20 protein-coding genes and 1 pseudogene are annotated in these 21,694 nt (G+C 50.6%); 10 read left to right on the top strand and 11 right to left on the bottom strand.

What is annotated here, in order from left to right:
• Positions 1-19 precede the first annotated feature (19 nt).
• The 3 genes from mnmE to M975_RS18880 all read left to right on the top strand — a co-directional run bounded on the left by mnmE (position 20) and on the right by M975_RS18880 (position 2,916).
• Positions 20-1,384, top strand: a complete 1,365-nt coding sequence (mnmE, locus tag M975_RS18870) for a tRNA uridine-5-carboxymethylaminomethyl(34) synthesis GTPase MnmE (RefSeq protein ID WP_064561425.1) — start codon at positions 20-22, stop codon at positions 1,382-1,384.
• A 212-nt stretch (positions 1,385-1,596) separates the two neighbouring features.
• Positions 1,597-2,313 (top strand): 4'-phosphopantetheinyl transferase family protein, encoded by a 717-nt coding sequence (locus M975_RS18875; RefSeq protein ID WP_064561426.1) that lies wholly within the window; start codon positions 1,597-1,599, stop codon positions 2,311-2,313.
• Positions 2,314-2,349: 36 nt separating this feature from the next.
• Positions 2,350-2,916, top strand: coding sequence for an NADPH-dependent FMN reductase (locus M975_RS18880; protein WP_064561427.1), 567 nt, complete (start codon positions 2,350-2,352; stop codon positions 2,914-2,916).
• On the opposite strand, the gene M975_RS18885 is transcribed toward M975_RS18880, so the two are convergent.
• Positions 2,913-3,485, bottom strand: coding sequence for a TetR/AcrR family transcriptional regulator (locus M975_RS18885; protein ID WP_064561428.1), 573 nt, complete (start codon positions 3,483-3,485; stop codon positions 2,913-2,915). The two genes, M975_RS18880 and M975_RS18885, sit on opposite strands and share 4 nt — an antisense overlap.
• A gap of 189 nt (positions 3,486-3,674) precedes the next feature.
• On the opposite strand from M975_RS18885, the gene M975_RS18890 reads away from it, so the two are divergent.
• Both M975_RS18890 and M975_RS18895 read left to right on the top strand, forming a co-directional pair.
• The gene (locus tag M975_RS18890; RefSeq protein WP_064561458.1) at positions 3,675-4,790 is read left to right on the top strand and encodes an MBL fold metallo-hydrolase; all 1,116 of its coding nucleotides are present in this window, start codon (positions 3,675-3,677) and stop codon (positions 4,788-4,790) included.
• A gap of 21 nt (positions 4,791-4,811) precedes the next feature.
• Positions 4,812-5,144 carry a RamA family antibiotic efflux transcriptional regulator gene (locus M975_RS18895; protein ID WP_064561429.1) on the top strand — a complete coding sequence of 111 codons (333 nt, stop codon included), beginning with the start codon at positions 4,812-4,814 and terminating at the stop codon, positions 5,142-5,144.
• 84 nt (positions 5,145-5,228) lie between these two features.
• Here the strand turns inward: M975_RS18895 and M975_RS18900 are convergent, their stop codons facing one another.
• Positions 5,229-6,566 (bottom strand): NCS2 family permease, encoded by a 1,338-nt coding sequence (locus tag M975_RS18900; protein WP_064561430.1) that lies wholly within the window; start codon positions 6,564-6,566, stop codon positions 5,229-5,231.
• Positions 6,567-6,746: 180 nt separating this feature from the next.
• Between M975_RS18900 and yieH the strand changes: the two genes are divergently transcribed.
• On the top strand, positions 6,747-7,412 hold the full coding sequence (yieH, locus tag M975_RS18905; RefSeq protein WP_064561431.1) for a 6-phosphogluconate phosphatase: 666 nt from the start codon (positions 6,747-6,749) through the stop codon (positions 7,410-7,412).
• A gap of 41 nt (positions 7,413-7,453) precedes the next feature.
• Here the strand turns inward: yieH and M975_RS18910 are convergent, their stop codons facing one another.
• Entirely contained in the window at positions 7,454-8,488 is a 1,035-nt protein-coding gene (locus M975_RS18910) for a LacI family DNA-binding transcriptional regulator (RefSeq protein WP_064561432.1), read from the bottom strand.
• A 270-nt stretch (positions 8,489-8,758) separates the two neighbouring features.
• Between M975_RS18910 and M975_RS18915 the strand changes: the two genes are divergently transcribed.
• Genes M975_RS18915 through M975_RS18925 form a run of 3 tightly spaced genes read left to right on the top strand, consistent with a single transcriptional unit; the run spans position 8,759 to position 10,773 of the window.
• On the top strand, positions 8,759-9,202 hold the full coding sequence (locus M975_RS18915; protein ID WP_064561433.1) for a PTS sugar transporter subunit IIA: 444 nt from the start codon (positions 8,759-8,761) through the stop codon (positions 9,200-9,202).
• Positions 9,203-9,216: 14 nt separating this feature from the next.
• Positions 9,217-9,504, top strand: a complete 288-nt coding sequence (locus M975_RS18920) for a PTS sugar transporter subunit IIB (RefSeq protein WP_034499832.1) — start codon at positions 9,217-9,219, stop codon at positions 9,502-9,504.
• A gap of 12 nt (positions 9,505-9,516) precedes the next feature.
• Positions 9,517-10,773 (top strand): PTS ascorbate transporter subunit IIC, encoded by a 1,257-nt coding sequence (locus M975_RS18925; protein WP_064514855.1) that lies wholly within the window; start codon positions 9,517-9,519, stop codon positions 10,771-10,773.
• A gap of 66 nt (positions 10,774-10,839) precedes the next feature.
• Here the strand turns inward: M975_RS18925 and phoU are convergent, their stop codons facing one another.
• From phoU to rluF, 6 genes and pseudogenes are all read right to left on the bottom strand, one after another.
• Positions 10,840-11,565: a phosphate signaling complex protein PhoU gene (gene phoU, locus M975_RS18930; protein ID WP_034499841.1), complete on the bottom strand. Its 726-nt coding sequence runs from the start codon at positions 11,563-11,565 to the stop codon at positions 10,840-10,842.
• Positions 11,566-11,579: 14 nt separating this feature from the next.
• Positions 11,580-12,353 (bottom strand): phosphate ABC transporter ATP-binding protein PstB, encoded by a 774-nt coding sequence (gene pstB, locus M975_RS18935; protein WP_064514930.1) that lies wholly within the window; start codon positions 12,351-12,353, stop codon positions 11,580-11,582.
• A 47-nt stretch (positions 12,354-12,400) separates the two neighbouring features.
• Complete coding sequence (pstA, locus tag M975_RS18940) at positions 12,401-13,291, bottom strand: phosphate ABC transporter permease PstA (RefSeq protein WP_064561434.1); 891 nt, start codon at positions 13,289-13,291, stop codon at positions 12,401-12,403.
• The gene (gene pstC / locus M975_RS18945; RefSeq protein ID WP_064561435.1) at positions 13,288-14,250 is read right to left on the bottom strand and encodes a phosphate ABC transporter permease PstC; all 963 of its coding nucleotides are present in this window, start codon (positions 14,248-14,250) and stop codon (positions 13,288-13,290) included. The genes pstA and pstC overlap by 4 nt, the downstream gene beginning before the upstream one ends.
• Before the next feature lie 131 nt (positions 14,251-14,381).
• Positions 14,382-15,422, bottom strand: coding sequence for a phosphate ABC transporter substrate-binding protein PstS (pstS, locus tag M975_RS18950; protein ID WP_064561436.1), 1,041 nt, complete (start codon positions 15,420-15,422; stop codon positions 14,382-14,384).
• Between the two features lie 143 nt (positions 15,423-15,565).
• Positions 15,566-16,288: pseudogene (gene rluF / locus M975_RS18955) on the bottom strand (23S rRNA pseudouridine(2604) synthase RluF); the annotation flags it as partial.
• 319 nt (positions 16,289-16,607) lie between these two features.
• Between rluF and M975_RS18960 the strand changes: the two are divergent.
• Positions 16,608-17,879 (top strand): MFS transporter, encoded by a 1,272-nt coding sequence (locus M975_RS18960; RefSeq protein WP_064561437.1) that lies wholly within the window; start codon positions 16,608-16,610, stop codon positions 17,877-17,879.
• 72 nt (positions 17,880-17,951) lie between these two features.
• On the opposite strand, the gene glmS is transcribed toward M975_RS18960, so the two are convergent.
• Together glmS and glmU are read right to left on the bottom strand one after the other, a co-directional pair.
• Entirely contained in the window at positions 17,952-19,781 is a 1,830-nt protein-coding gene (gene glmS, locus M975_RS18965) for a glutamine--fructose-6-phosphate transaminase (isomerizing) (protein WP_064555884.1), read from the bottom strand.
• Positions 19,782-20,025: 244 nt separating this feature from the next.
• Positions 20,026-21,396, bottom strand: a complete 1,371-nt coding sequence (gene glmU / locus M975_RS18970; protein WP_064561438.1) for a bifunctional UDP-N-acetylglucosamine diphosphorylase/glucosamine-1-phosphate N-acetyltransferase GlmU — start codon at positions 21,394-21,396, stop codon at positions 20,026-20,028.
• Positions 21,397-21,694 lie beyond the last annotated feature (298 nt).

A 21,694-nucleotide genomic window follows, 5' to 3' on the forward strand; every position in this document is an offset into this window, starting at 1 on the left:
AAAAAGTCTGAGAGAAATTATGAGCCATAACGAGACAATCGTTGCCCAGGCGACACCGCCGGGACGTGGTGGGGTCGGTATCCTGCGCGTCTCAGGCCTTCATGCACGTGATGTCGCACAAGCAATTCTGGGTAAACTGCCCAAGCCACGCTACGCCGATTATCTGCCATTCCGCGATACTAACGGCAGCGTTCTGGACCAGGGCATTGCGCTGTGGTTCCCCGGCCCAAATTCCTTCACCGGTGAAGACGTGCTGGAACTTCAGGGACACGGTGGCCCGGTCATCCTCGATCTGCTGTTAAAGCGTATCCTGGCGCTCCCAGGGCTGCGTATCGCAAGGCCCGGTGAGTTCTCCGAGCGAGCCTTCCTGAATGACAAGCTGGATTTGGCTCAGGCCGAGGCGATTGCCGACCTGATTGATGCCAGTTCCGAGCAAGCAGCACGTTCTGCGTTAAATTCATTACAGGGTGCATTCTCAGCACGCGTAAACCATCTGGTTGAAGCATTGACCCACCTGCGTATTTACGTGGAAGCGGCGATTGATTTCCCGGATGAAGAGATTGATTTTCTGTCGGACGGCAAAATTGAAGCGCAGCTGAACCAGGTCATTAACGATCTGGACGCTGTTCGGGCCGAAGCACGCCAGGGCAGTTTGTTGCGCGAAGGCATGAAAGTGGTGATCGCCGGGCGTCCAAACGCCGGGAAATCGAGCCTGCTGAACGCCCTTGCGGGCCGTGAAGCGGCGATTGTGACGGATATTGCCGGAACAACTCGCGACGTACTGCGTGAACATATCCACATCGACGGTATGCCACTGCACATTATCGATACCGCAGGTCTTCGCGAAGCCAGCGACGAAGTTGAGCGTATCGGTATCGAACGTGCGTGGAATGAGATTGAACAAGCTGACCGCGTGCTATTTATGGTTGATGGAACCACCACCGATGCCACAGATCCTGCCGATATCTGGCCTGACTTTATTGCGCGCTTACCAGCACGCCTGCCGATTACCGTGGTGCGTAACAAAGCGGATGTCACAGGTGAAACGCTGGGCCTGAGCGATGTGAATGGTCACTCACTTGTACGCCTTTCTGCGCGTACCGGTGAAGGCGTAGATGTGCTGCGCGATCATCTAAAACAGAGCATGGGCTTTGAGACAAATATGGAAGGCGGCTTCCTGGCGCGTCGTCGCCACTTGCAGGCGCTGGAACAGGCGGCAACCCATCTGCAGCAAGGGAAAGCACAGCTGCTGGGCGCGTGGGCCGGGGAATTACTGGCTGAAGAGTTGCGTCTTTCTCAACAGCGTCTGAGTGAAATCACCGGTGAATTTACCTCTGATGATTTGCTTGGCCGCATTTTCTCCAGCTTCTGTATCGGTAAGTAATCTAAAAAGTAAGCGTGCGCTCACTTTTTACTCATCCCGCAATACACCCAGTATTGCGGGATTTTTTTTGCCGTCTTGTCGGGGCTTTAAAATCCAGGTATTCATAGGGTTGATCTGTTGACGATTTTTTACACATACCTGGCCGTGCGTTTCGCCGCTAAAAAACCTACAATCGAAATCACAGGACTTTGCCCATTATCAAGGAGAGACAAATGGCAACGCATTTCGCAAGATGGACGCTCAACCCGAAATTCCCTTTTTCGAGCCGGCTGAATCAAGAATGCCATGCCTGGGCTCGCCAATTGCCAGAATACCGTCGCTCGCGGTTTTTATCCTCCCGAAGCCTGTTAGCTGAAATGCTTTATATGCTGTATGGCATTCAGCAATTGCCGAAAATCGTCACAACCGATACCGGTCGCCCGTACTTTGCCGACCCTTCGCTAACGGATTTCAGCATTGCCTACGCCGGCAATAAAGTCGGTGTATTGATCACCACCGAAGGCCACTGCGGGCTGGATATCGAGATAAACCAGTCTTTCGGCCAACTTCCTTCTGTCGCTTCTGCGACAAATTTTCGCAGTAATGAGTCTATCTGGATAAACAATCAAACAAACCCAGATGAGGCTAAAGCGCAGCTGCGCACGCTGCATCAAAGTGCTTTTAAGCTAACCGGGCGCGAAGAAGGTTTGCAACTCCTGCCAGGTGCCGGGAGAATTCGTGTCAGCAATCAATCAGAAATAGAAGCCATCAGCGATGTGGAAGGGTTATTGATCTGGGGATGCGTAGTGTCGCCCGCAATAGAAAAATTGAGCTTGTGGGAGTTTGAAAGCCCGCAAAACTGGCATAGTCTGTGGGATGTTCAATCTCGCTACCGGGATCCCGACGGCAGCATCATTCGCTTAACCAGTATGTCGTCCGAAAAAGCGTAATATCAAAATTCAGCGTCCTGACACCAAGGAGTATTAATGTCCGACACGTTAAAGATTGTCACGTTATTAGGTAGCCTTCGCCATGGTTCATTCAACGCCATGGTCGCACGCACACTGCCACGCATCGCCCCATCCGGAATGAGCGTTGATGCGTTACCCTCCATTAAAGATATCCCGCTGTATGACGCCGATATACAGCAAGAAGAAGGTTTCCCATCAACCGTTGAAGCTATTGCCGAACAAATTCGCGCCGCAGACGGTGTGGTGATCGTTACGCCGGAATATAACTATTCGGTGCCCGGTGGGCTGAAGAATGCTATCGACTGGTTATCTCGCTTGCCTGAACAGCCGCTGGCGGGGAAACCGGTCTTGATTCAGACCAGTTCGATGGGTGCAATTGGTGGTGCACGCTGCCAGTATCATCTGCGCCAGATTCTGGTGTTCCTCGACGCAATGGTGATGAACAAGCCAGAATTTATGGGTGGCGTGATTCAGAATAAAGTGGATACGCAAACGGGCGAAGTGGTCGATCAAAGCACGCTCGATCATCTGACCGGGCAGCTGACCGCCTTTGGTGATTATATTCAGCGCGTTAAAAGCTAGTTTGCTAAGGCGCGCCACATAGACTCGAATCCGAGTGCCTTATAATCGCCAGCACGCTCCGGTTCGCGGCTGGCGAACTCCATAGTCGTTTCTGCCAGTGATGAAAACATCGCGTCGCTAAAGGCTCGATACGGGCCGTTTTGAAAAGCTTTCAATATCGATTGCGAGCAGATCTCGTGCATTTCCGGGAACATCTCCGAGACTTTCTGCTTGGTTTCCTCACCGATTTTATCACTCACAGCCAACTGACGAATCGCCCGGTGCGCTTCAGGGTGACCAATCGCCCAGTCGATGTAACTGTTCCAGATATAGCGGGTATATTCTTTCGGGTCTTTCAGTGTGCGGTCCAGATTCTCCTGCATCGAAAAAAGTAAACCCTGTTTCAAATGCAGGTACAGCTCGTTGAGCAAATCGTCCTTCGTGGCAAAATAGCGAAACAGTGTGCCTTCTGCCACACCTGCGGCACGGGCAATCTGCGCGGTAGACGCAACAATCCCCGACTGGCCAATGGCGATAGTAGCCGCTTCCAGTAACGCCAGTTTCTTATCTTCACTCTTCGGACGAGCCACAACGTTTTTCCTCATTCACACTAAAACACAAATTGAATCACGCGAGCTACGCCACTGCAACGCGCAATGTCAGCAATTGAAAATGATCTTGACGGTTATCACACCCCATCTATAATGAGTGCTTGCTCACTCATTATCAAATTTAATTGCACCGTACCAAGGGATGGTACGGAATATGCGGGCCTGGATATGAAACGTCTCTCCTTATGTGCGGTAATAATTATGTTGATTGCAACAGCAGCCAGTTTGCCTTTTGTCCTGAATGCCGGGTTTGGCCAGGCTCCGCAGGGGGAAGGTTTAAGTTTAGTTGAGCATTCAGCCCATTACGTTGACGGGCAATTTCGTAACCAGGTTCCTACCGAAGGCTATACCGGCAAGAAAAGTAAGCTGGCAGCGATGTGGGAGTTTTTAACCAGCAAAATTGAAAATGCACGCCCGCAGCAACCTTTGCCATTAGTGAAAACCGATCTGGCGAACCTACCGATAGAACAAGACACCATGGTCTGGCTCGGCCACTCCTCGTGGTACATACAGCTGGCGGGCAAACGCATTCTTATCGATCCTGTATTCAGTAGTTACGCGGCACCTTTTTCATTTCTGAATAAAGCGTTTCCCGGCGATTACCCGTGGACGGCAGAGTCGATGCCTGTGATCGACCTGCTGATTATTTCCCATGACCATTACGATCATCTGGATTACGCGACCATCAAAGCGCTGAAACCGAAAATCCGCCAGGTGATTACACCACTGGGTGTGGGTTCGCATCTGCGTTACTGGGGAGTAAATAGCGACATCATTCATGAAAAAGACTGGAACCAGGCGGTAAAAGTCTCGAATGAGCTAACGGTACATGTTCTGCCCGCCCGTCACTTCTCCGGTCGTAGTCTTAAGAGCAACCAGACTTTATGGGCGAGTTTTATGTTCGTAACCAATGACCATAAAGTCTACTACAGCGGCGATACCGGCTACGGGCCTCATTTCAAAGCTATCGGCGAACAGTTTGGTTCTGTCGATCTCGCCATTATGGAAAACGGCCAGTACGACGAGGACTGGAACAATATTCATATGATGCCAAAAGAAACCGCCCAGGCTGCCGTTGATTTGAATGCTCGCGCTGTACTTCCTGGACATGCGGGGCGTTTTGTACTGGCTAAGCATACCTGGGATGCACCCTACAAAAGCCTTACGCAAGCCAGTGCGGATAAAGATTTTCGCCTGTTAACACCGAAACAGGGTGAACCTGTATTGGTGAACGACAACGCCCAACAATTTAGCGCCTGGTGGGAGTCTGCTGGTGCCATGTAAGCAAACCGCGCAGGGGGATAAATGACAATTTCAGCTCAGGTTATCGACACCATCGTTCAGTGGATTGACGACAATTTGCATCAGCCATTACGCATTGATGATATTGCCTTACATGCGGGTTATTCGAAGTGGCACTTGCAGCGTTTGTTTATGCAGTACAAAGGCGAGAGTCTCGGGAAATATATCCGCGATCGTAAATTGCTACTGGCAGCACGTGATTTACGCGATACCGATAACAAGGTTTACGACATTAGTCTGAAGTATGGTTTTGATTCGCAGCAGACGTTTACGCGGATATTTACGCGCACGTTTAATCAGCCGCCGGGCAGGTATCGCAGAGAGAATCATACGTAGGTCGGATTAGCGCAGCGACATCCGACAAAACAGGCATAAATTATGGTGGATGTCGCTTACGCTAATCCACCCTACAAAACACTACTAGTGCGCGTCGATAAACACGATCTTCAGAATGAACAACAGCGCCACAACAATCACGCATGGGCTGATTTCACGCCAGCGGCCCGTGCCGAGTTTCATCACACAATAAGAGATGAAGCCGAGCGCGATACCTTCGGTGATTGAGAAGCTAAATGGCATCATTACCGCAGTAATAAACGCCGGAACCGCTTCGGTCAGGTCATCCCATTTCACGCGCGACAGGCTGGATGTCATCAACACGCCAACGTAAATCAGAGCGCCTGCTGCTGCATATGCCGGAACCATACCCGCCAATGGTGACAGGAAGATAACCAGCAAGAACAGCAAACCAACGATAACTGCCGTCAGGCCAGTACGCCCGCCAACAGACACGCCAGAAGAACTTTCGATATACGCGGTAACGGAAGAAGTCCCGATAAACGCACCCGCAACAGATGAAACGCTATCAACGTACAGCGCTTGCTTCATACGTGGGAATTTCCCTTTTTCGTCGGCAAGCCCTGCTTTATCAGTCACGCCAATCAGCGTGCCGGATGAGTCAAACAGGTTAACCAGCATAAAGGAGAAGATCACACCCGCCAGACCAATGTTCAGGGAACCGGCTAAATCTACCTGTCCCACAACAGACAACACGCTTGGTGGTGCAGAAACAATACCGTGGTATTGAACATCGCCCATCATCCAGCCCAGCAGCGTGGTCACAACAATGGAAACCAGCACCGCAGCGTGAATGTTGCGTGACGCCAGAATAGCGATGATAAAGAAGCCCAGCGCGCCCAGCAGAACGCTGTGCGAAGTCAGGTTACCAATGGTCACCAGGGTGTCTTTGTTCGCCACAATAATACCGGCGTTTTTCAGGCCCATCATCCCGATGAAGAGCCCAATACCGCTGGTGATACCGATGCGCAAGCTCACCGGAATATTGGCAATCATCCAGTAACGCACGCGGAAAATGGTCAGCAACAGCAAACCTACGGCACCCCAGAAAATGGCGCCCATCCCGATTTGCCAGGAGATCCCCATCGCGCCAACAACCACAAAGGCGAAGAACGCATTCAGGCCCATTGCCGGAGCCAGTGCGACTGGCAGGTTGGCGAAAATACCCATCAGGATGCTACCTAATGCGGCAATCAAACAGGTGGTGACAAAAACGGCCTGGGTATCCATACCAGCGGCGCCAAGGATCTGCGGGTTGACGAAAACGATATACACCATCGTCAGGAAGGTCGTAAGACCGGCGATCACTTCAGTGCGGGCCGTGGTGCCGTGTTCGCGCAGTTTAAACACGCGCTCGAGCAGCCCCGGATTTGCGGCCGGAGTAGATTGTGGTTGGCTCATTAGTCTTAATTCCGAACATTGAGAGGGAAAATCCGTCGCTATCCTATACCAAAAAATACAAAACATGATGGTCAACGTAGATTTTTTTTCATTGCATTTTCTTATACGGCAACGATTGCGTGCCGCAAAAATTGCGCAAATTGGGTAAGATGCATGTTCACTTTAATAAAAGGAAGCGGTATGTCCCGGATAGATGCGGTGTTCTTCGACTGCGATGGCACGCTGGTTGATAGTGAAGTTATTTGCTCCAAAGCCTACGTGCACATGTTTGCGCAATACGGCATTGAACTTGCGCTCGAAGAGGTTTTTAAGACCTTTAAGGGGATCAAGCTCTACGAGATAATCGACACGATCAATGCCCGATATGGAGTGAACTTGCCGAAAGAGGAGCTGGAGCCGGTTTATCGCGCCGAAGTTTCGCGCCTGTTCGACAGCGAACTGGTTGAGATTGACGGTGCCGCGGCGCTGATTGCGCAAGTCACCGTGCCGATGTGTATCGTATCCAACGGCCCGGTCAGCAAAATGCAGCATTCACTGGGCAAAACCGGCATGCTCGGCCATTTCCCGGACAAACTGTTTAGCGGTTACGATATCCAGTTGTGGAAACCGGACCCGGCGATCATGTACCACGCCGCAGACGCGTTGCATGTGGATGTGAAAAACTGCGTGCTGGTGGATGATTCCATGGCAGGTGCGCAATCGGGTATTGCTGCAGGAATGGAAGTTTTCTATTTTTGCGCCGACCCGCACAACCAGCCGATTGATCACCCCAAAGTGACAACGTTTACCGATTTAGCGCAGTTGCCGGAGTTATGGCGTGCACGGGGCTGGGATATTACAGGCTAACGAAGATGGCGGATGGCGATTTCGCTTATCCGCCCAATGACTCAGGTACTTTGTCGTAATTCAATCTGGTAGCTAAACAGCTCTACGCGCGATTCATCTAACTCATCATCCTGATCATTATTCAGCATTTCAATCAGCAGCTTACCTGCCTCTTTGCCCATCTTTTTATAATCAATACGGATAGACGTCAGCGTCGGATGCGTCTGTTCACAACTGTCTGACCCATCGAGACAAGCAACCGCAATATTACCCGGGATTTTCAGCAAGCGGCGCTGGCACTCAAACATTATCCCTAGCGCAATGTCTTCATGGCTGCAAATAACGGCATCGAGTTCCGGCTGACGTTGCAGTATTTCGGTCAACGCATAACGCCCGAACTGCAGGCTGGCTGCTTCCGGCGTGGTGATCACTTGATCAGAATTCTGGTAGCGGCTGAGCATCGCTTTATGCCAGCCATTCAGCTGCTGGCGTTGCAGGCGATTGTCCATGTGCGCGCCAATAAAACCGATATTTTTGTAACCCTGATCCAGCAGGTGTTCGGTCAGTTTATGCGACGCTTCGAAAAATGCGGTTTCAAGGGAGATCTTTGCCTGGCTAAAGGGGGAGCCCACGACGTTAATCGTCGGAATGTTAGCCTTTTCGAGTATTTGCCAGGTTTTCTCTGCCAGCTGCGAGCCAAAAATCACCAGTGCAGCCGGATTGCTTTGCAGCAACGTCATTAAGATTTCGGCTTCTTTATGCTGGTTATGTTCATGGCAGCCAAGCAGCAACTGGAATTCATTTTTATTCAGCACCTGCTGTAGCGACTGCATAAAACGTGAACTGGCTTTGTCGGTTAAAGAAGGAATCAGCACGGCGACCGTATCGCTATGGCCGGAAGCCAGTGCTCCCGCAGCCCGGTTGGGGATATAACCCAATTCCTCTACTGCTTGTTCTATCTTCTCTCGCAGTTTGTCAGAAACCTGCTCCGGGGTTCTTAGGGCCCGGGAAACTGTCATGGTTCCGACGCCTGCATAATTGGCGACTTCTTGCAGTGTGACTCGACCGGTACCTCGGCGCTTACGCGGTTTTTCCATTAGGCCTCTCCGGATTGATGCAACTCTCTGTTTTCATTATTTTTATTTCACCATCTATCTGTCAGAGCATGGGACACGTTAGCAAAAACCCTAACGCATTGTATATGCAGGAATCGGATATAGCCAAAGTCGGAGCAGGGATAAATGATAGCGTTATCACAAACATTGATAGCGCTATCAGGTAGCGCTATCAAATGAGACAACCATCACATTAATGTCTGCGCAAAAAATCTACCCTCCTGTTAATTATCATCGGGAGTTATCAGTCGCATGTTAAAGAATCTATTAACCGCAGAGGTCATTCAGGTCGTCGGGCAGGCTAAAGACTGGCGCGATGCCGTGGCAATTTCATGTCAGCCACTGATTGAAAATGGTTCGATAGAACCGCGTTATGTCGATGCTATCTACCGCTCTCACGAGGCCATCGGCCCGTATTACGTGGTGGGACCCGGTATTGCGATGCCGCATGCTCGCCCGGAAGAAGGGGCAAATAAACTCGCCCTGGCGCTGACACTGATTACTTCAGGTGTGAATTTTGATGCTGATGAAAACGATCCGGTGAAATTGCTGATTGTGCTGGCCGCAACCGACAGCACCAGCCACATCGAAGCGATTTCTCAACTCGCACAGTTATTCGATAACGAACAAGACATTCAGGCCATTTTGACGGCCAAAACAACGCAGGACATTTTGTCCGTCATTGCGCGCTATTAACCCAGGGGAAAATTATGAAAATTACAGTGGTTTGCGGTAACGGTTTAGGCACCAGTCTAATGATGGAAATGAGCATTAAAACCATCCTGAAAGACCTGGGTGTCAGTGCGGATGTTGACCATGTTGATCTTGGTTCAGCCAAAGGTACGCCGAGCGATATTTTTGTCGGCACCAAAGACATTGCCGAGCAATTAGTCGCCCAGTCTGTTGGCGGCAAAATCGTCGCACTGGATAACATGATCGATAAGAAAGCCATGAAAGAACGTTTGTCCGTGGCATTAACCGAGTTAGGCGCACTGTAAGCAGGGGTCGATATGGATTTCTTTCGTTTTTTGATGAGCGATGTGCTTTCCGAACCGGCTGTGCTGGTCGGTTTAATCGCTTTGATTGGTTTGATTGCACAGAAAAAACCGGTCACAGAATGTATTAAAGGCACCGTCAAAACCATTATGGGTTTTGTGATTTTAGGTGCCGGTGCGGGCTTAGTTGTCTCGTCGCTGGGTGACTTTGCAAACATCTTCCAGCACGCTTTTGGTATTCAGGGTGTGGTGCCGAACAACGAAGCGATTGTTTCCGTGGCGCAGAAGAGCTTCGGTAAAGAAATGGCGATGATCATGTTCTTCGCGATGGTTATCAACATTCTGATTGCCCGCTTCACGCCGTGGAAATTTATCTTCCTGACTGGCCATCACACGCTATTTATGTCGATGATGGTGGCGGTAATTCTGGCAACCGCAGGCATGAGCGGCGTAACGCTGATTGCCGTGGGTTCTTTGGTTGTTGGCGTGGCGATGGTCTTTTTCCCGGCCATTGCCCACCCTTACATGAAGAAAGTTACGGGTTCTGACGACGTGGCAATCGGCCACTTCTCAACGTTATCTTATGTGCTGGCCGGTTTTATTGGCAGCAAGTTTGGTAATAAAGAACACTCGACTGAAGACATGAATGTACCGAAAAGTCTGCTGTTCTTGCGCGACACGCCGGTAGCTATCTCCTTTACCATGAGCATTATCTTCCTTGTGACTTGCCTGTTCGCTGGAGCTGATGTGGTGAAAGAGCTGAGCGGCGGTAAAAACTGGTTCATGTTCTCAATCATGCAATCCATTACCTTCGCGGCTGGCGTGTACATCATTCTGCAAGGTGTGCGCATGGTGATTGCGGAGATCGTTCCGGCGTTTAAAGGGATTTCCGATAAGCTGGTACCGAATGCGAAGCCTGCGCTCGACTGCCCGGTCGTTTTCCCTTACGCACCTAATGCGGTATTGGTCGGCTTCCTGAGTAGCTTTGCGGCAGGTTTAATCGGTATGTTCGCGTTATATCTGCTGAATATGACAGTGATTATTCCAGGTGTGGTTCCACACTTCTTCGTGGGTGCTGCAGCAGGCGTATTCGGTAACGCAACCGGCGGGCGTCGTGGCGCGATTCTGGGGGCGTTTGCGCAAGGCTTGCTGATTACCTTCCTGCCAGTGTTCCTGCTGCCAGTGCTGGGCGATATCGGTTTTGCTAACACCACGTTCAGTGATGCCGACTTTGGTGCGCTGGGTATTTTGCTCGGCATTATCGTTCGCTAATCTTTGAACGATGCACCAATAAAAACGCCAGCGATTCGCTGGCGTTTTTTTATAACTCTTTTTTGATCACTCTTTCGGGTCTTTACCCGCCAGCAGCTTATCCAGCTCGTCGCCACCGACATGACGGAAGTCCTGTCCTTTGACGAAGTAGAAGATGAACTCGCAGATATTCTGGCAACGGTCGCCGATACGCTCGATAGAACGCGCGCAGAACAGTGCGGTCAGCACACTTGGAATAGTGCGCGAGTCTTCCATCATATAAGTCATCAACTGGCGCACGATGCCTTCATATTCCTGGTCAACTTTCTTATCTTCACGGTAGATACGCACCGCTTCGTCGAGATCCATACGCGCAAACGCATCCAGCACGTCATGCAGCATTTGCACGGTGTGGCGGCCCAGTGATTCCAGGCTCACCAACAGCGGCTGGTGTTGATGCGAGAATTTCTCCAGCGCCGTGCGGCAGATTTTATCTGCCACATCGCCAATACGTTCCAGCTCAGAAATCGTTTTGATGATGGCCATGACCAGGCGTAAGTCACTGGCGGTTGGCTGGCGCTTAGCGATGATGCGCACACAGGCTTCATCGATTGCCACTTCCATCATGTTAACTTTCTGGTCGCCTTCGATAACGCGCTTAGCCAGCTCGCCGTCTTGATTGTGCATGGCGGTGATCGCATCAGAAAGCTGTTGCTCCACCAGCCCACCCATGGTCATCACCTGAGTGCGGATATATTCCAGCTCGGCGTTAAACTGGCCGGAAATGTGTTTGTTGAGATTGAGGCTATCCATTTTGTTCTCCCGGATCAGCCGTAGCGGCCAGTAATATAGTCTTCGGTTTGCTTTTTAGCTGGTGTGGTAAACAGCGTGTCGGTTTCGCTAAATTCAATCAGTTCACCGAGGTACATGAACGCGGTGTGATCTGAACAACGCGCCGCCTGCTGCATGTTGTGGGTAACGATCACCACGGTGTAATCTTCTTTCAGCTCAGTGATCAGCTCTTCAATACGACCGGTCGAGATTGGGTCGAGCGCTGAACACGGCTCATCAAGCAACAACACTTCCGGGCGAATCGCGATACCACGCGCAATGCACAGACGCTGCTGCTGGCCACCGGAGAGACTGTATCCGCTCTGGTGCAATTTATCTTTGGTTTCATTCCACAATGCGGCTTTGGTCAAAGCCCACTGCACACGCTCATCCATGTCGCTGCGTGACAGCTTTTCAAACAGGCGCACGCCGAACGCGATGTTGTCGTAAATCGACATTGGGAATGGCGTCGGCTTCTGGAACACCATGCCGACTTTGGCACGCAGCAGGGCGATATCCTGGCTTTGGGTGAGGATGTTTTCCCCATCCAGCAGAATCTCACCTTCGGCACGCTGCTCTGGATAGAGAGAGTACATTTTGTTGAATGTACGCAGCAGGGTGGATTTGCCACAGCCTGACGGGCCAATGAACGCGGTAACCTGGTTTTTTGCGATATCCAGATTGATGTTTTTCAGGGCATGGAACTTACCGTAATAGAAGTTCAAATCACGAACCTGAATTTTGTCTGGGGTAGTATCGACCATACTCATCTGTTTCTTAATCTCCATCCGACGCCGCCTTTGCCGCGTCGCAAAATTTAACCGTGTTTACTCTTTGAGAAAATCACGCGCGCCAGAATATTCAGCAACAGCACACAAAGGGTAATAATCAGAACGCCAGCCCAGGCTAACTGTTGCCATTCGGCAAATGGGCTCATAGCAAATTTGAATATCGTCACTGGCAAGTTGGCAATCGGCTGCATCATGTCAGTGCTCCAGAACTGGTTGGAGAGCGACGTGAACAGCAGCGGGGCGGTTTCACCCGCGATACGAGCAATCGCCAGCAACACCCCGGTAATAATCCCGGAAACAGAAGCCTTCAATGTAATTGCGGAAATCATCTTCCACTTTGGCGTGCCAAGTGCGTAAGCCGCTTCGCGCAGGCTATCTGGCACAAGTTTCAGCATGTTTTCCGTAGTACGAATTACGATTGGCACCTGCAACAGCGCCAGTGCAATCACTCCAGCCCAGCCAGAGAAGTGCTGCATCTTCGCGACAACAATGGTGTAAACAAACAGGCCGACGACGATGGATGGGGCAGAAAGCAGGATGTCGTTAATAAAACGAATCACTTCTGCCAGCCACGATTTACGTCCGTACTCCGCCAGGTAGATACCCGCCATGATGCCCAGTGGCGTACCGAACACGGTCGCCCAGAGGATTAACAGGCCGCTACCTGCAAGGGCGTTGGCTAAACCACCACCTTCGGTGTTTGGCGGTGGTGTCATTTCGGTAAACAGCGCAATCGACATACCGTCGATACCGCGAGTCACCGTAGAGAATAGTATCCACACCAACCAAAACAGGCCAAACGCCATGGTTCCCATTGAAAGTGTCAGAGCAATGCGGTTTTTGAACCGACGACGTGCCTGCATTTTGCGGCGTGATTCTGCGAGCGCCGTGCGGCTTTGCATTTCCATTGTCGTCATGAACGCGCTCCTTCATTCTTCGCCAGACGCATAACCATGAACTTAGAGATAGCCAGTACGATAAAGGTGATCACAAACAGAATCAGGCCAAGCTCCATCAGCGCTGCGGTGTGCAGGCCAGATTCCGCTTCAGCAAATTCGTTCGCCAGTGCAGAAGTAATACTGTTGCCCGGCATATACAGCGAGGCATTGTCGAGTTGGTAGGTGTTACCGATGATAAAGGTCACCGCCATGGTTTCACCCAGTGCGCGGCCCAGACCCAACATCACACCACCGATCACGCCGTTTTTGGTAAACGGTAAAACGATGCGCCAGATAACTTCCCATGTGGTGCAGCCAATGCCGTAGGCCGACTCTTTCATCATCACGGGCGTTTGTTCGAAAACATCACGCATAACGGCTGCAATGTACGGAATGATCATAATGGCCAGTATTACGCCTGCGGCGAGAATACCGATACCGAATGCCGGGCCAGAGAACAGCTCGCCAACAATCGGCACAGAAGAGAGCACGTTGCCGACAGGTTCCTGGAAGTATTTCGCAAACAGCGGAGCAAAGATAAACAGGCCCCACATGCCGTACACGATACTTGGGATTGCAGCCAGCAGTTCGATGGCGATTCCCAGCGGGCGGCGCAGCCAGTTTGGTACAAGTTCCGTCAGGAACAGCGCGATACCGAAACTCACCGGCACAGCAATTAACAGCGCAATGAACGAGGTGACCAGCGTGCCGTAAATCGGCACCAGCGCACCATAAATATCATTTGGAGCATCCCAATCTTTCGTCCACAGGAACGAGAAACCAAACTTCTGGATACTCGGCCAGGAGGAGATGATCAGGGAGATGATGATGCCACCCAGCAGAAATAGCACAATCAGCGCAGCCAGTTTTACCAGCGCACTGAAAATGACATCACCTTGTTTGCCAGGAGCTTTGAACACCGGCTTACTTACCGCCATAGCTTACTCTTTAAGTTAAATATATTTCTTACAACATGTCGGATGTCGCTTACGCTAATCCGACCGACGAAAAGCAGTTGTAGGGCGGATTAGCATAAGCGCTATCCGCCATTTTCGTTAAAAAATTACTATTAATAAAGTGACTTACCGGAGCTGTCTTTCACGTTGGTCTTCCATGCAGCACGAACCTGCTCAACCACAGCGTCTGGCAGAGCGGCGTAATCCAGGTCACTTGCCTGTTTAGCACCGTCTTTATATGCCCAATCGAAGAACTTCAGTACTTCAGCACCTTGCTCTGGGTTTTTCTGCTCTTTGTGAACCAGGATGAAAGTGGTGGACGTGATTGGCCACGCGCCGTCACCTTTCTGGTTAGTCAGATCCTGAGCGAATGATTTGCTCCAGTCCGCCCCCTTCGCTGCATTAGCAAAGTTTTCTTCCGAAGGCGCTACTGGCTTACCATCTGCTGATACCAGTTTGGTATAAGCGAGGCTGTTTTGCTTAGCGTAAGCGTATTCAACATAACCAATTGAACCCGGCAGACGTTGAACGAAGGCTGCGATACCGTCGTTACCTTTACCGCCCAGACCCGTTGGCCAGTTTACCGTTGAGCCTGCACCGATTTTGGTTTTCCACTCTTCGTTCACTTTCGCCAGGTAGCTGGTGAAGACGAAGGAGGTACCGGAACCGTCAGCACGACGCACAACGGCAATGTTCTGCTGTGGCAGTTTCATGCCTGGGTTGAGTTTAGCGATAGCTTCGTCATCCCATTTTTTGATTTTGCCCAGGTAGATGTCACCCAGCGTTTTACCGTCGAGCACCAGCTCACCGGATTTCACGCCCGGCAGGTTAACTGCCAGAACGACACCGCCGATAACAGTCGGGAACTGGAACAGCCCTTCTTGTTGCAGTTTATCTTCAGCCAGAGGAGCATCAGACGCACCGAAATCCACGGTGTTAGCAATGATTTGTTTAACGCCACCGGAGGAGCCAATACCCTGGTAGTTAACTTTGTTACCAGTTGATTTATTGTAGGTATCTGCCCATTTGGCATACACCGGCGCAGGGAATGTTGCACCGGCACCAGTCAGGCTTGCAGCGGCGTTTGCGCCAAAAGCAGTCAGGGATAAGGTCGCGGCGACAACAGTTGCGACAGTGGTACGCATAGCTTTCATAGTGTCTCCTGCAGAGGTGAACGTAAATCGTTGTTTAGTGGATGCAGGATAGAAAATAGGACAGTTTGGTGACAGTTAAATGTATTAAATATGACAGTTTTATGACAGACAGCTTTACTGCCTCTTTCTACCTGTCACACTGCGGATGCTGAGTACTTAATCCGCTTCAATAACTCGCTTTTTTCCTCGCCAGTTAAATGGCGTGATTCCCCTAACGGCAACCCTTCCAGATGGATATTCATGATGCGGATTCGTTCAAGCCGGGTGACTTCATAGCCAAAATATTTACACATCCGGCGGATCTGACGGTTCAACCCTTGAACTAATGTGATGCGAAATATTTGGGGAGATTCTTTTGTCACTTTGCAGGGTTTGGTTACCGTACCCAGTATCGGAACACCCGCGCTCAACCCAATAATAAACTCGTCAGACATCGGTTTGTTGACGGTGACGACATACTCCTTTTCGTGATTGTTACCAGCGCAGAGAATTTTATTAACTACATCACCATGGTTGGTCAGTAAAATGAGTCCCTGCGAATCTTTATCCAGACGCCCGATAGGAGAAACGCGTTTGTCGCTATGAATGAGACCGCTGATGTTATCGCGCACGCTCTTTTCCATTGTGGTGATGATGCCCACAGGCTTATTCAAAACCATCAGCACGAGATCGTTGTCATCACGCGGCGCAATAAGCTGACCGTTTATCTTCACCACATCCCCGGAAAATACCTGAGCGCCAAAACTCGCCTGCCTGTCGTTAATAAACACATCGCCTTGTTCAACGTAACGATCGGCCTGACGGCGGGAGCAGATACCGCAATCGCTAATGTACTTATTAATTCGTATGGGTGAATCAGCGGGCATTTTGCGGTGCGCATCATTCATATTTTGCATAATTACCATTCATTCATTATTTGAAGAAATGTGACGCACGTCACATACGTTACCCGTTAGGGGTAGATTACACACAAAAAATTGAGATGAATCACAAATAAAAGTGAAACGCGGGTTCATTATCAACACATAGTGTGATCTACATAACAAAAACAAGTCCAGGATGGGCCAAACCAGAATCCTCGACGTCTTCTGAAGCGCCGCTGATTTTTATCTCCTCTGAATTATTTAATTGCCTGCTGCCTTGCAGCGGTCAGGCCACTTATTGCTTGAAAAACGGGGATTCGTTATGCGCAAAACAGGCCACAAGCGCTGGTTTATGCTTTCACTGGTGACATTAGGCACCATTCTTTGCTATTTAACCCGAAATACTATTTCTGCCGCAGCGCCAACATTACAGACTGATCTGCACATTACCACCCAGCAATATTCTTACATTATTGCGACATTTTCGGCCTGCTACACCATTGCACAGCCTATTGCTGGCTATCTGCTTGATACATTAGGCACAAAAGTGGGTTACACCATTTTTGGCCTGATGTGGGGCGTGTTCTGCATTGGTGCGTCATTTGCAACCGGCTGGAAAGGCCTGGCAATGTTCCGTGGTCTCGGCGGTTTCGCCGAAAGTGCGATGATCCCTGCTGGTTTGAAATCAGTGACTGAATGGTTCCCGGACACCGAGCGTTCTGTCGCCGTGGGCTATTTCAACGTAGGTTCATCCATTGGCGCGGTGATTGCTCCTCCGTTAGTGGCCTGGGCTATCTACATCAGGGACTGGAGACTGGCGTTTATTATCGTGGGTATTTTCAGCGTACTTTGGGCTGCTGGCTGGTACTTCACTTATAACCGTCCGGTGAAAACCAAATCACTGTCCCGGGAAGAGTATCTCTATATTACCAACGGCCAGCCTGAGAAACCAAAGGTTGAGAAAGTTCGCATTGGTCGCCTGCTGAAACAGCGTAAGTTTTGGGGTATCGCTTTGCCGCGCTTCCTGGCAGAACCCGCGTGGGGAACGTTTAACGCGTGGATCCCACTGTTTATGGTGCACACCTACGGCTTTAACCTCAAAGATATCGCTATGTTTGCCTGGATCCCGATGCTGTTCGCTGATTTCGGCTGCATCATTGGTGGCTACCTACCGGGTATGTTCCAGAAAGCTTTTGGCGTGAATATCGTGGTATCCCGCAAGCTGGTGGTCACCATGGGTGCAGCGCTGATGATTCTGCCAGGCATGGTCGGTTTGTTTGGCAGCCCGATGGTTGCGATCGCACTGTTGTGCGTTGGCGGCTTTGCCCACCAGTCATTGTCTGGTGCGCTCATCACGTTGTCTTCTGATATGTTCGACTCCAACGAAGTCGCCACCGCCAACGGTTTTACCGGCATGGCAGCCTGGACTGCCAGCACCATGTTTGCACTGGTTGTGGGCGCTCTGGCCGACACGGTTGGTTTCAGCCCGTTGTTCGCGGTGCTTTCCGTGTTCGACGTAATCGGGGCGATTGTCTTGTGGGTTCTGCTGAAATCCCCTGAAGAACCAAAACTGGTGACGCAGGAAGAGAATTGATTTAGCAGTAAAAAGGCCGGTTGTGCTTAGCGCAACCGGCCTTTTTTATTTTGCGTGTCTGTTTAGAACGACTTATTCAACCGTCACTGATTTCGCCAGATTTCGTGGCTGGTCAACGTCAGTGCCTTTGATCAGCGCAACGTGATAAGACAGCAACTGCAACGGTACGGTATAGAAGATAGGTGCAATAACTTCTTCTACATGCGGCATCTCAATGATGTGCATGTTGTCGCTGCTGGCAAACCCTGCGTCTTTATCTGCAAATACATACAGATGGCCGCCACGAGCACGCACTTCTTCGATATTCGACTTCAGCTTTTCAAGCAATTCGTTGTTTGGTGCCACAACGATAACCGGCATATCTGCATCAATCAGCGCCAGCGGGCCGTGTTTCAGCTCGCCTGCCGCATAAGCTTCGGCGTGAATATATGAAATCTCTTTGAGCTTCAGCGCGCCTTCCATTGCGATTGGGTACTGATCGCCACGGCCTAAGAACAGCGCATGATGTTTGTCAGAGAAATCTTCGGCCAGCGCTTCAATGCGTTTATCCTGGGAAAGCATCTGCTCGATACGGCTTGGCAGTGCCTGCAAACCATGAACAATATCTTGCTCAATAGAGGCATCAGCACCTTTCAGGCGGCTCAGTTTCGCCACCAGCATCAGCAAGACGGTCAACTGAGTGGTAAACGCCTTGGTTGATGCCACACCGATTTCAGTGCCTGCGTTGGTCATCAGCGCCAGATCGGACTCACGCACCAAAGAAGAACCCGGCACGTTGCAGATTGCCAGCGACCCCAGATAACCCAGCTCTTTAGACAAACGCAATGCTGCAAGGGTATCTGCCGTTTCGCCAGACTGGGAAAGCGTGATCATCAGGCTGTTACGGCGCACTGCTGATTTACGGTAGCGGAACTCAGATGCGATTTCGACATCGCAAGGCACGCCTGCCAGTGATTCAAACCAGTAACGCGAAACCATCCCTGAGTTATAGGACGTACCGCACGCCACAATTTGAATGTGCTCAACCTGAGACAACATTTCATTGGCCTGCGGGCCAAGCTCAGAGAGATCGATAGCGCCATGACTAATGCGGCCAGTCAGGGTATTTTTAATCGCGTTCGGCTGTTCGTAGATCTCTTTCTGCATGTAGTGGCGATAAATGCCTTTGTCGCCCGCGTCATATTGCAGACTGGATTCGATATCAGGGCGTTTAACCTGCTCACCTTTGGTATCGAATACTGTTACAGAGCGACGAGTCACTTCCGCGATATCACCTTCTTCAAGGAAGATGAAGCGACGCGTTACCGGCAACAATGCCAGTTGGTCGGAGGCGATAAAGTTTTCACCCATGCCAAGGCCGATAACCATTGGGCTGCCTGAACGAGCTGCCAGCAGCACGTCTGGGTTACGGGTGTCCATAATTACGGTGCCGTAAGCGCCACGCAGTTGTGGAATGGTACGCAGTACAGCTTCACGCAGAGTACCGCCTTGCTCCAGTTCCCAGTGAACCAGGTGAGCAATAACTTCGGTATCGGTTTGTGAAACGAAGGTGTAACCGCGACCCTGTAGAGCTTCACGCAGCGGTTCATAGTTTTCGATGATGCCGTTATGAACCACCACAATATGTTCGGAAACATGCGGGTGAGCGTTAACTTCCGATGGTTCGCCGTGAGTCGCCCAGCGAGTGTGCGCAATACCGGTACCGCCATGCAGCGCAGTTTCTGCTGCAGCTTCTGCCAGTTTGTTCACTTTACCCAGACGGCGCAGACGGGTCATATGACCTTTTTCGTCAACAACTGCCAGGCCCGCAGAGTCATAGCCACGGTATTCCAGACGGCGTAACCCTTCGAGAAGGATTTCAGCGATATCACGTTGCGCGACCGCGCCAACAATTCCACACATAAGATTAGATTCCTGATAATGGCATTAAGCCATGTGTTGTCGCTGACCTGTTTTACCCGTCACCTTTCGCACTAAAGAAGATATGTTGGTTGCACGAAATTTTTTGGGTAAATATCCCGTATTCCGGGGCCCCGAGCCTTGTAGAGAGTGGGGTTATAGTTTTGGTAGTACTGCGGGGCGGGTCATTTTCGAGAACAACCTTCACCCCAGCCTTCTCCCATTCAGGCAGAAGGAAAATACAAAATTACTTTTTCTTAACCGGACGCAGCCAACCCTGGATATGAGTCTGCTTCACGCGGCTGATAACCAGTTCGTCTTCACCAACGTTACGTGTGACAGTTGTGCCCGCGCCAATTGTTGCACCGCGAGCAATGGTCACAGGCGCTACCAGCTGGCTATCGGAACCGACAAATACATCATCACCGATGATGGTTTTGAATTTGTTTGCACCGTCATAGTTACAAGTAATGGTGCCAGCACCAATATTCACGTTGTCGCCAATTTCAGCATCACCCAAATAGCTCAGGTGACCTGCTTTCGAACCTTTACCCAGACGCGCTTTTTTCATTTCCACGAAGTTGCCGACGTGTGCGCCCTCTGCCAGTTCTGCGCCAGGGCGCAAACGCGCAAACGGGCCGATAGAACAAGCAGCAGCAAGGGTTGAATCTTCTACAACGGTGTACGGACTGATTTCACAGTCATCGCCAATCACGCTGTTTTTGATGACGCAGCCGGTACCAATTTTTACGCGGTTACCTAAGGTCACCGAACCTTCAATAATGACATTAGTATCAATTTCTACATCACGCCCGTGCGTCAGTTCACCACGCAGGTCGAAACGAGCAGGATCGCGCAGCATAACGCCCGCCAGAAGCAGCTTGTCGGCTTGTTCACTCTGGTAGACGCGCTCAAGGCGTGACAGTTGCAGGCGGTTGTTCACGCCTTCCACTTCACTTAAGCGGTCCGGATGAACGGCGGTGATTTCGCGGCCTTCATGGTGCGCCAGCGCGATAATGTCGGTGATATAGAACTCACCCTGAGCATTGTTGTTATCGAGCTTCGCCAGCCAGCGTTTCAAGTCCGCGCCGTTCGCGACCAGGATCCCGGTATTAATCTCGTCAATTTTGCGCTGTTCTTCAGTCGCGTCTTTATGCTCAACAATACCGACCACTTTGCCATTTTCACGAGCAATACGTCCGTAACCGGTGGGATCGTCAAGTTTTACGGTCAGCAAGCCGATGCCGCCTTGCGGTTTGGCATCACGCAGGCGTTGCAGTGACTCAACGGAGATAAGCGGCACATCGCCGTAGAGCATCAGAATGTCTTCGTCATCAGCAAAGAAGGGAGCCGCTTGCTGCATTGCGTGACCGGTACCCAACTGTTCAGCCTGCAAAACCCAGTTCAGAGAACCATCGCTAAGTGTGTTTTGCAGCAAGTCACCACCGTGGCCGTAAACCAGATGTACTCGCTGAGCGCCTAATTTATTAGCCGCATCAATAACATGCTGAACCATCGGTTTCCCGGCAAGGGTATGTAACACCTTTGGGAGGTCTGAATACATGCGGGTCCCTTTGCCTGCGGCTAGGATAACCACGCTCATCGCACTGTTTGACATACGCGTCCTGACTTTAATTAGAGAGTGAAGTAAAACGATTTCACGTTGAAAATTCTACATATTTTGCAACAAAAAACGCGATGCCTAAAAAACAGGCTTCTGGGGTTCTTTTCCGTTGCTCATGCGCTCAATTGTAGGTGGATTAGCTCGAAAAAAGTACTTCTGAAATAACAAAAGCCATAGATCTCTGTGGATTAACACTTCTTTTCACGCAGAAACAAAGCCACCCCACAAATTTGGTAGGTCCTTGTTTTAAAAAACAGCCTTTGTGACAAGCATAAAAGAAACACCGTTTCAT

It is taken from the genome of Buttiauxella brennerae ATCC 51605, assembly GCF_001654925.1.
GTDB lineage: Bacteria > Pseudomonadota > Gammaproteobacteria > Enterobacterales > Enterobacteriaceae > Buttiauxella > Buttiauxella brennerae.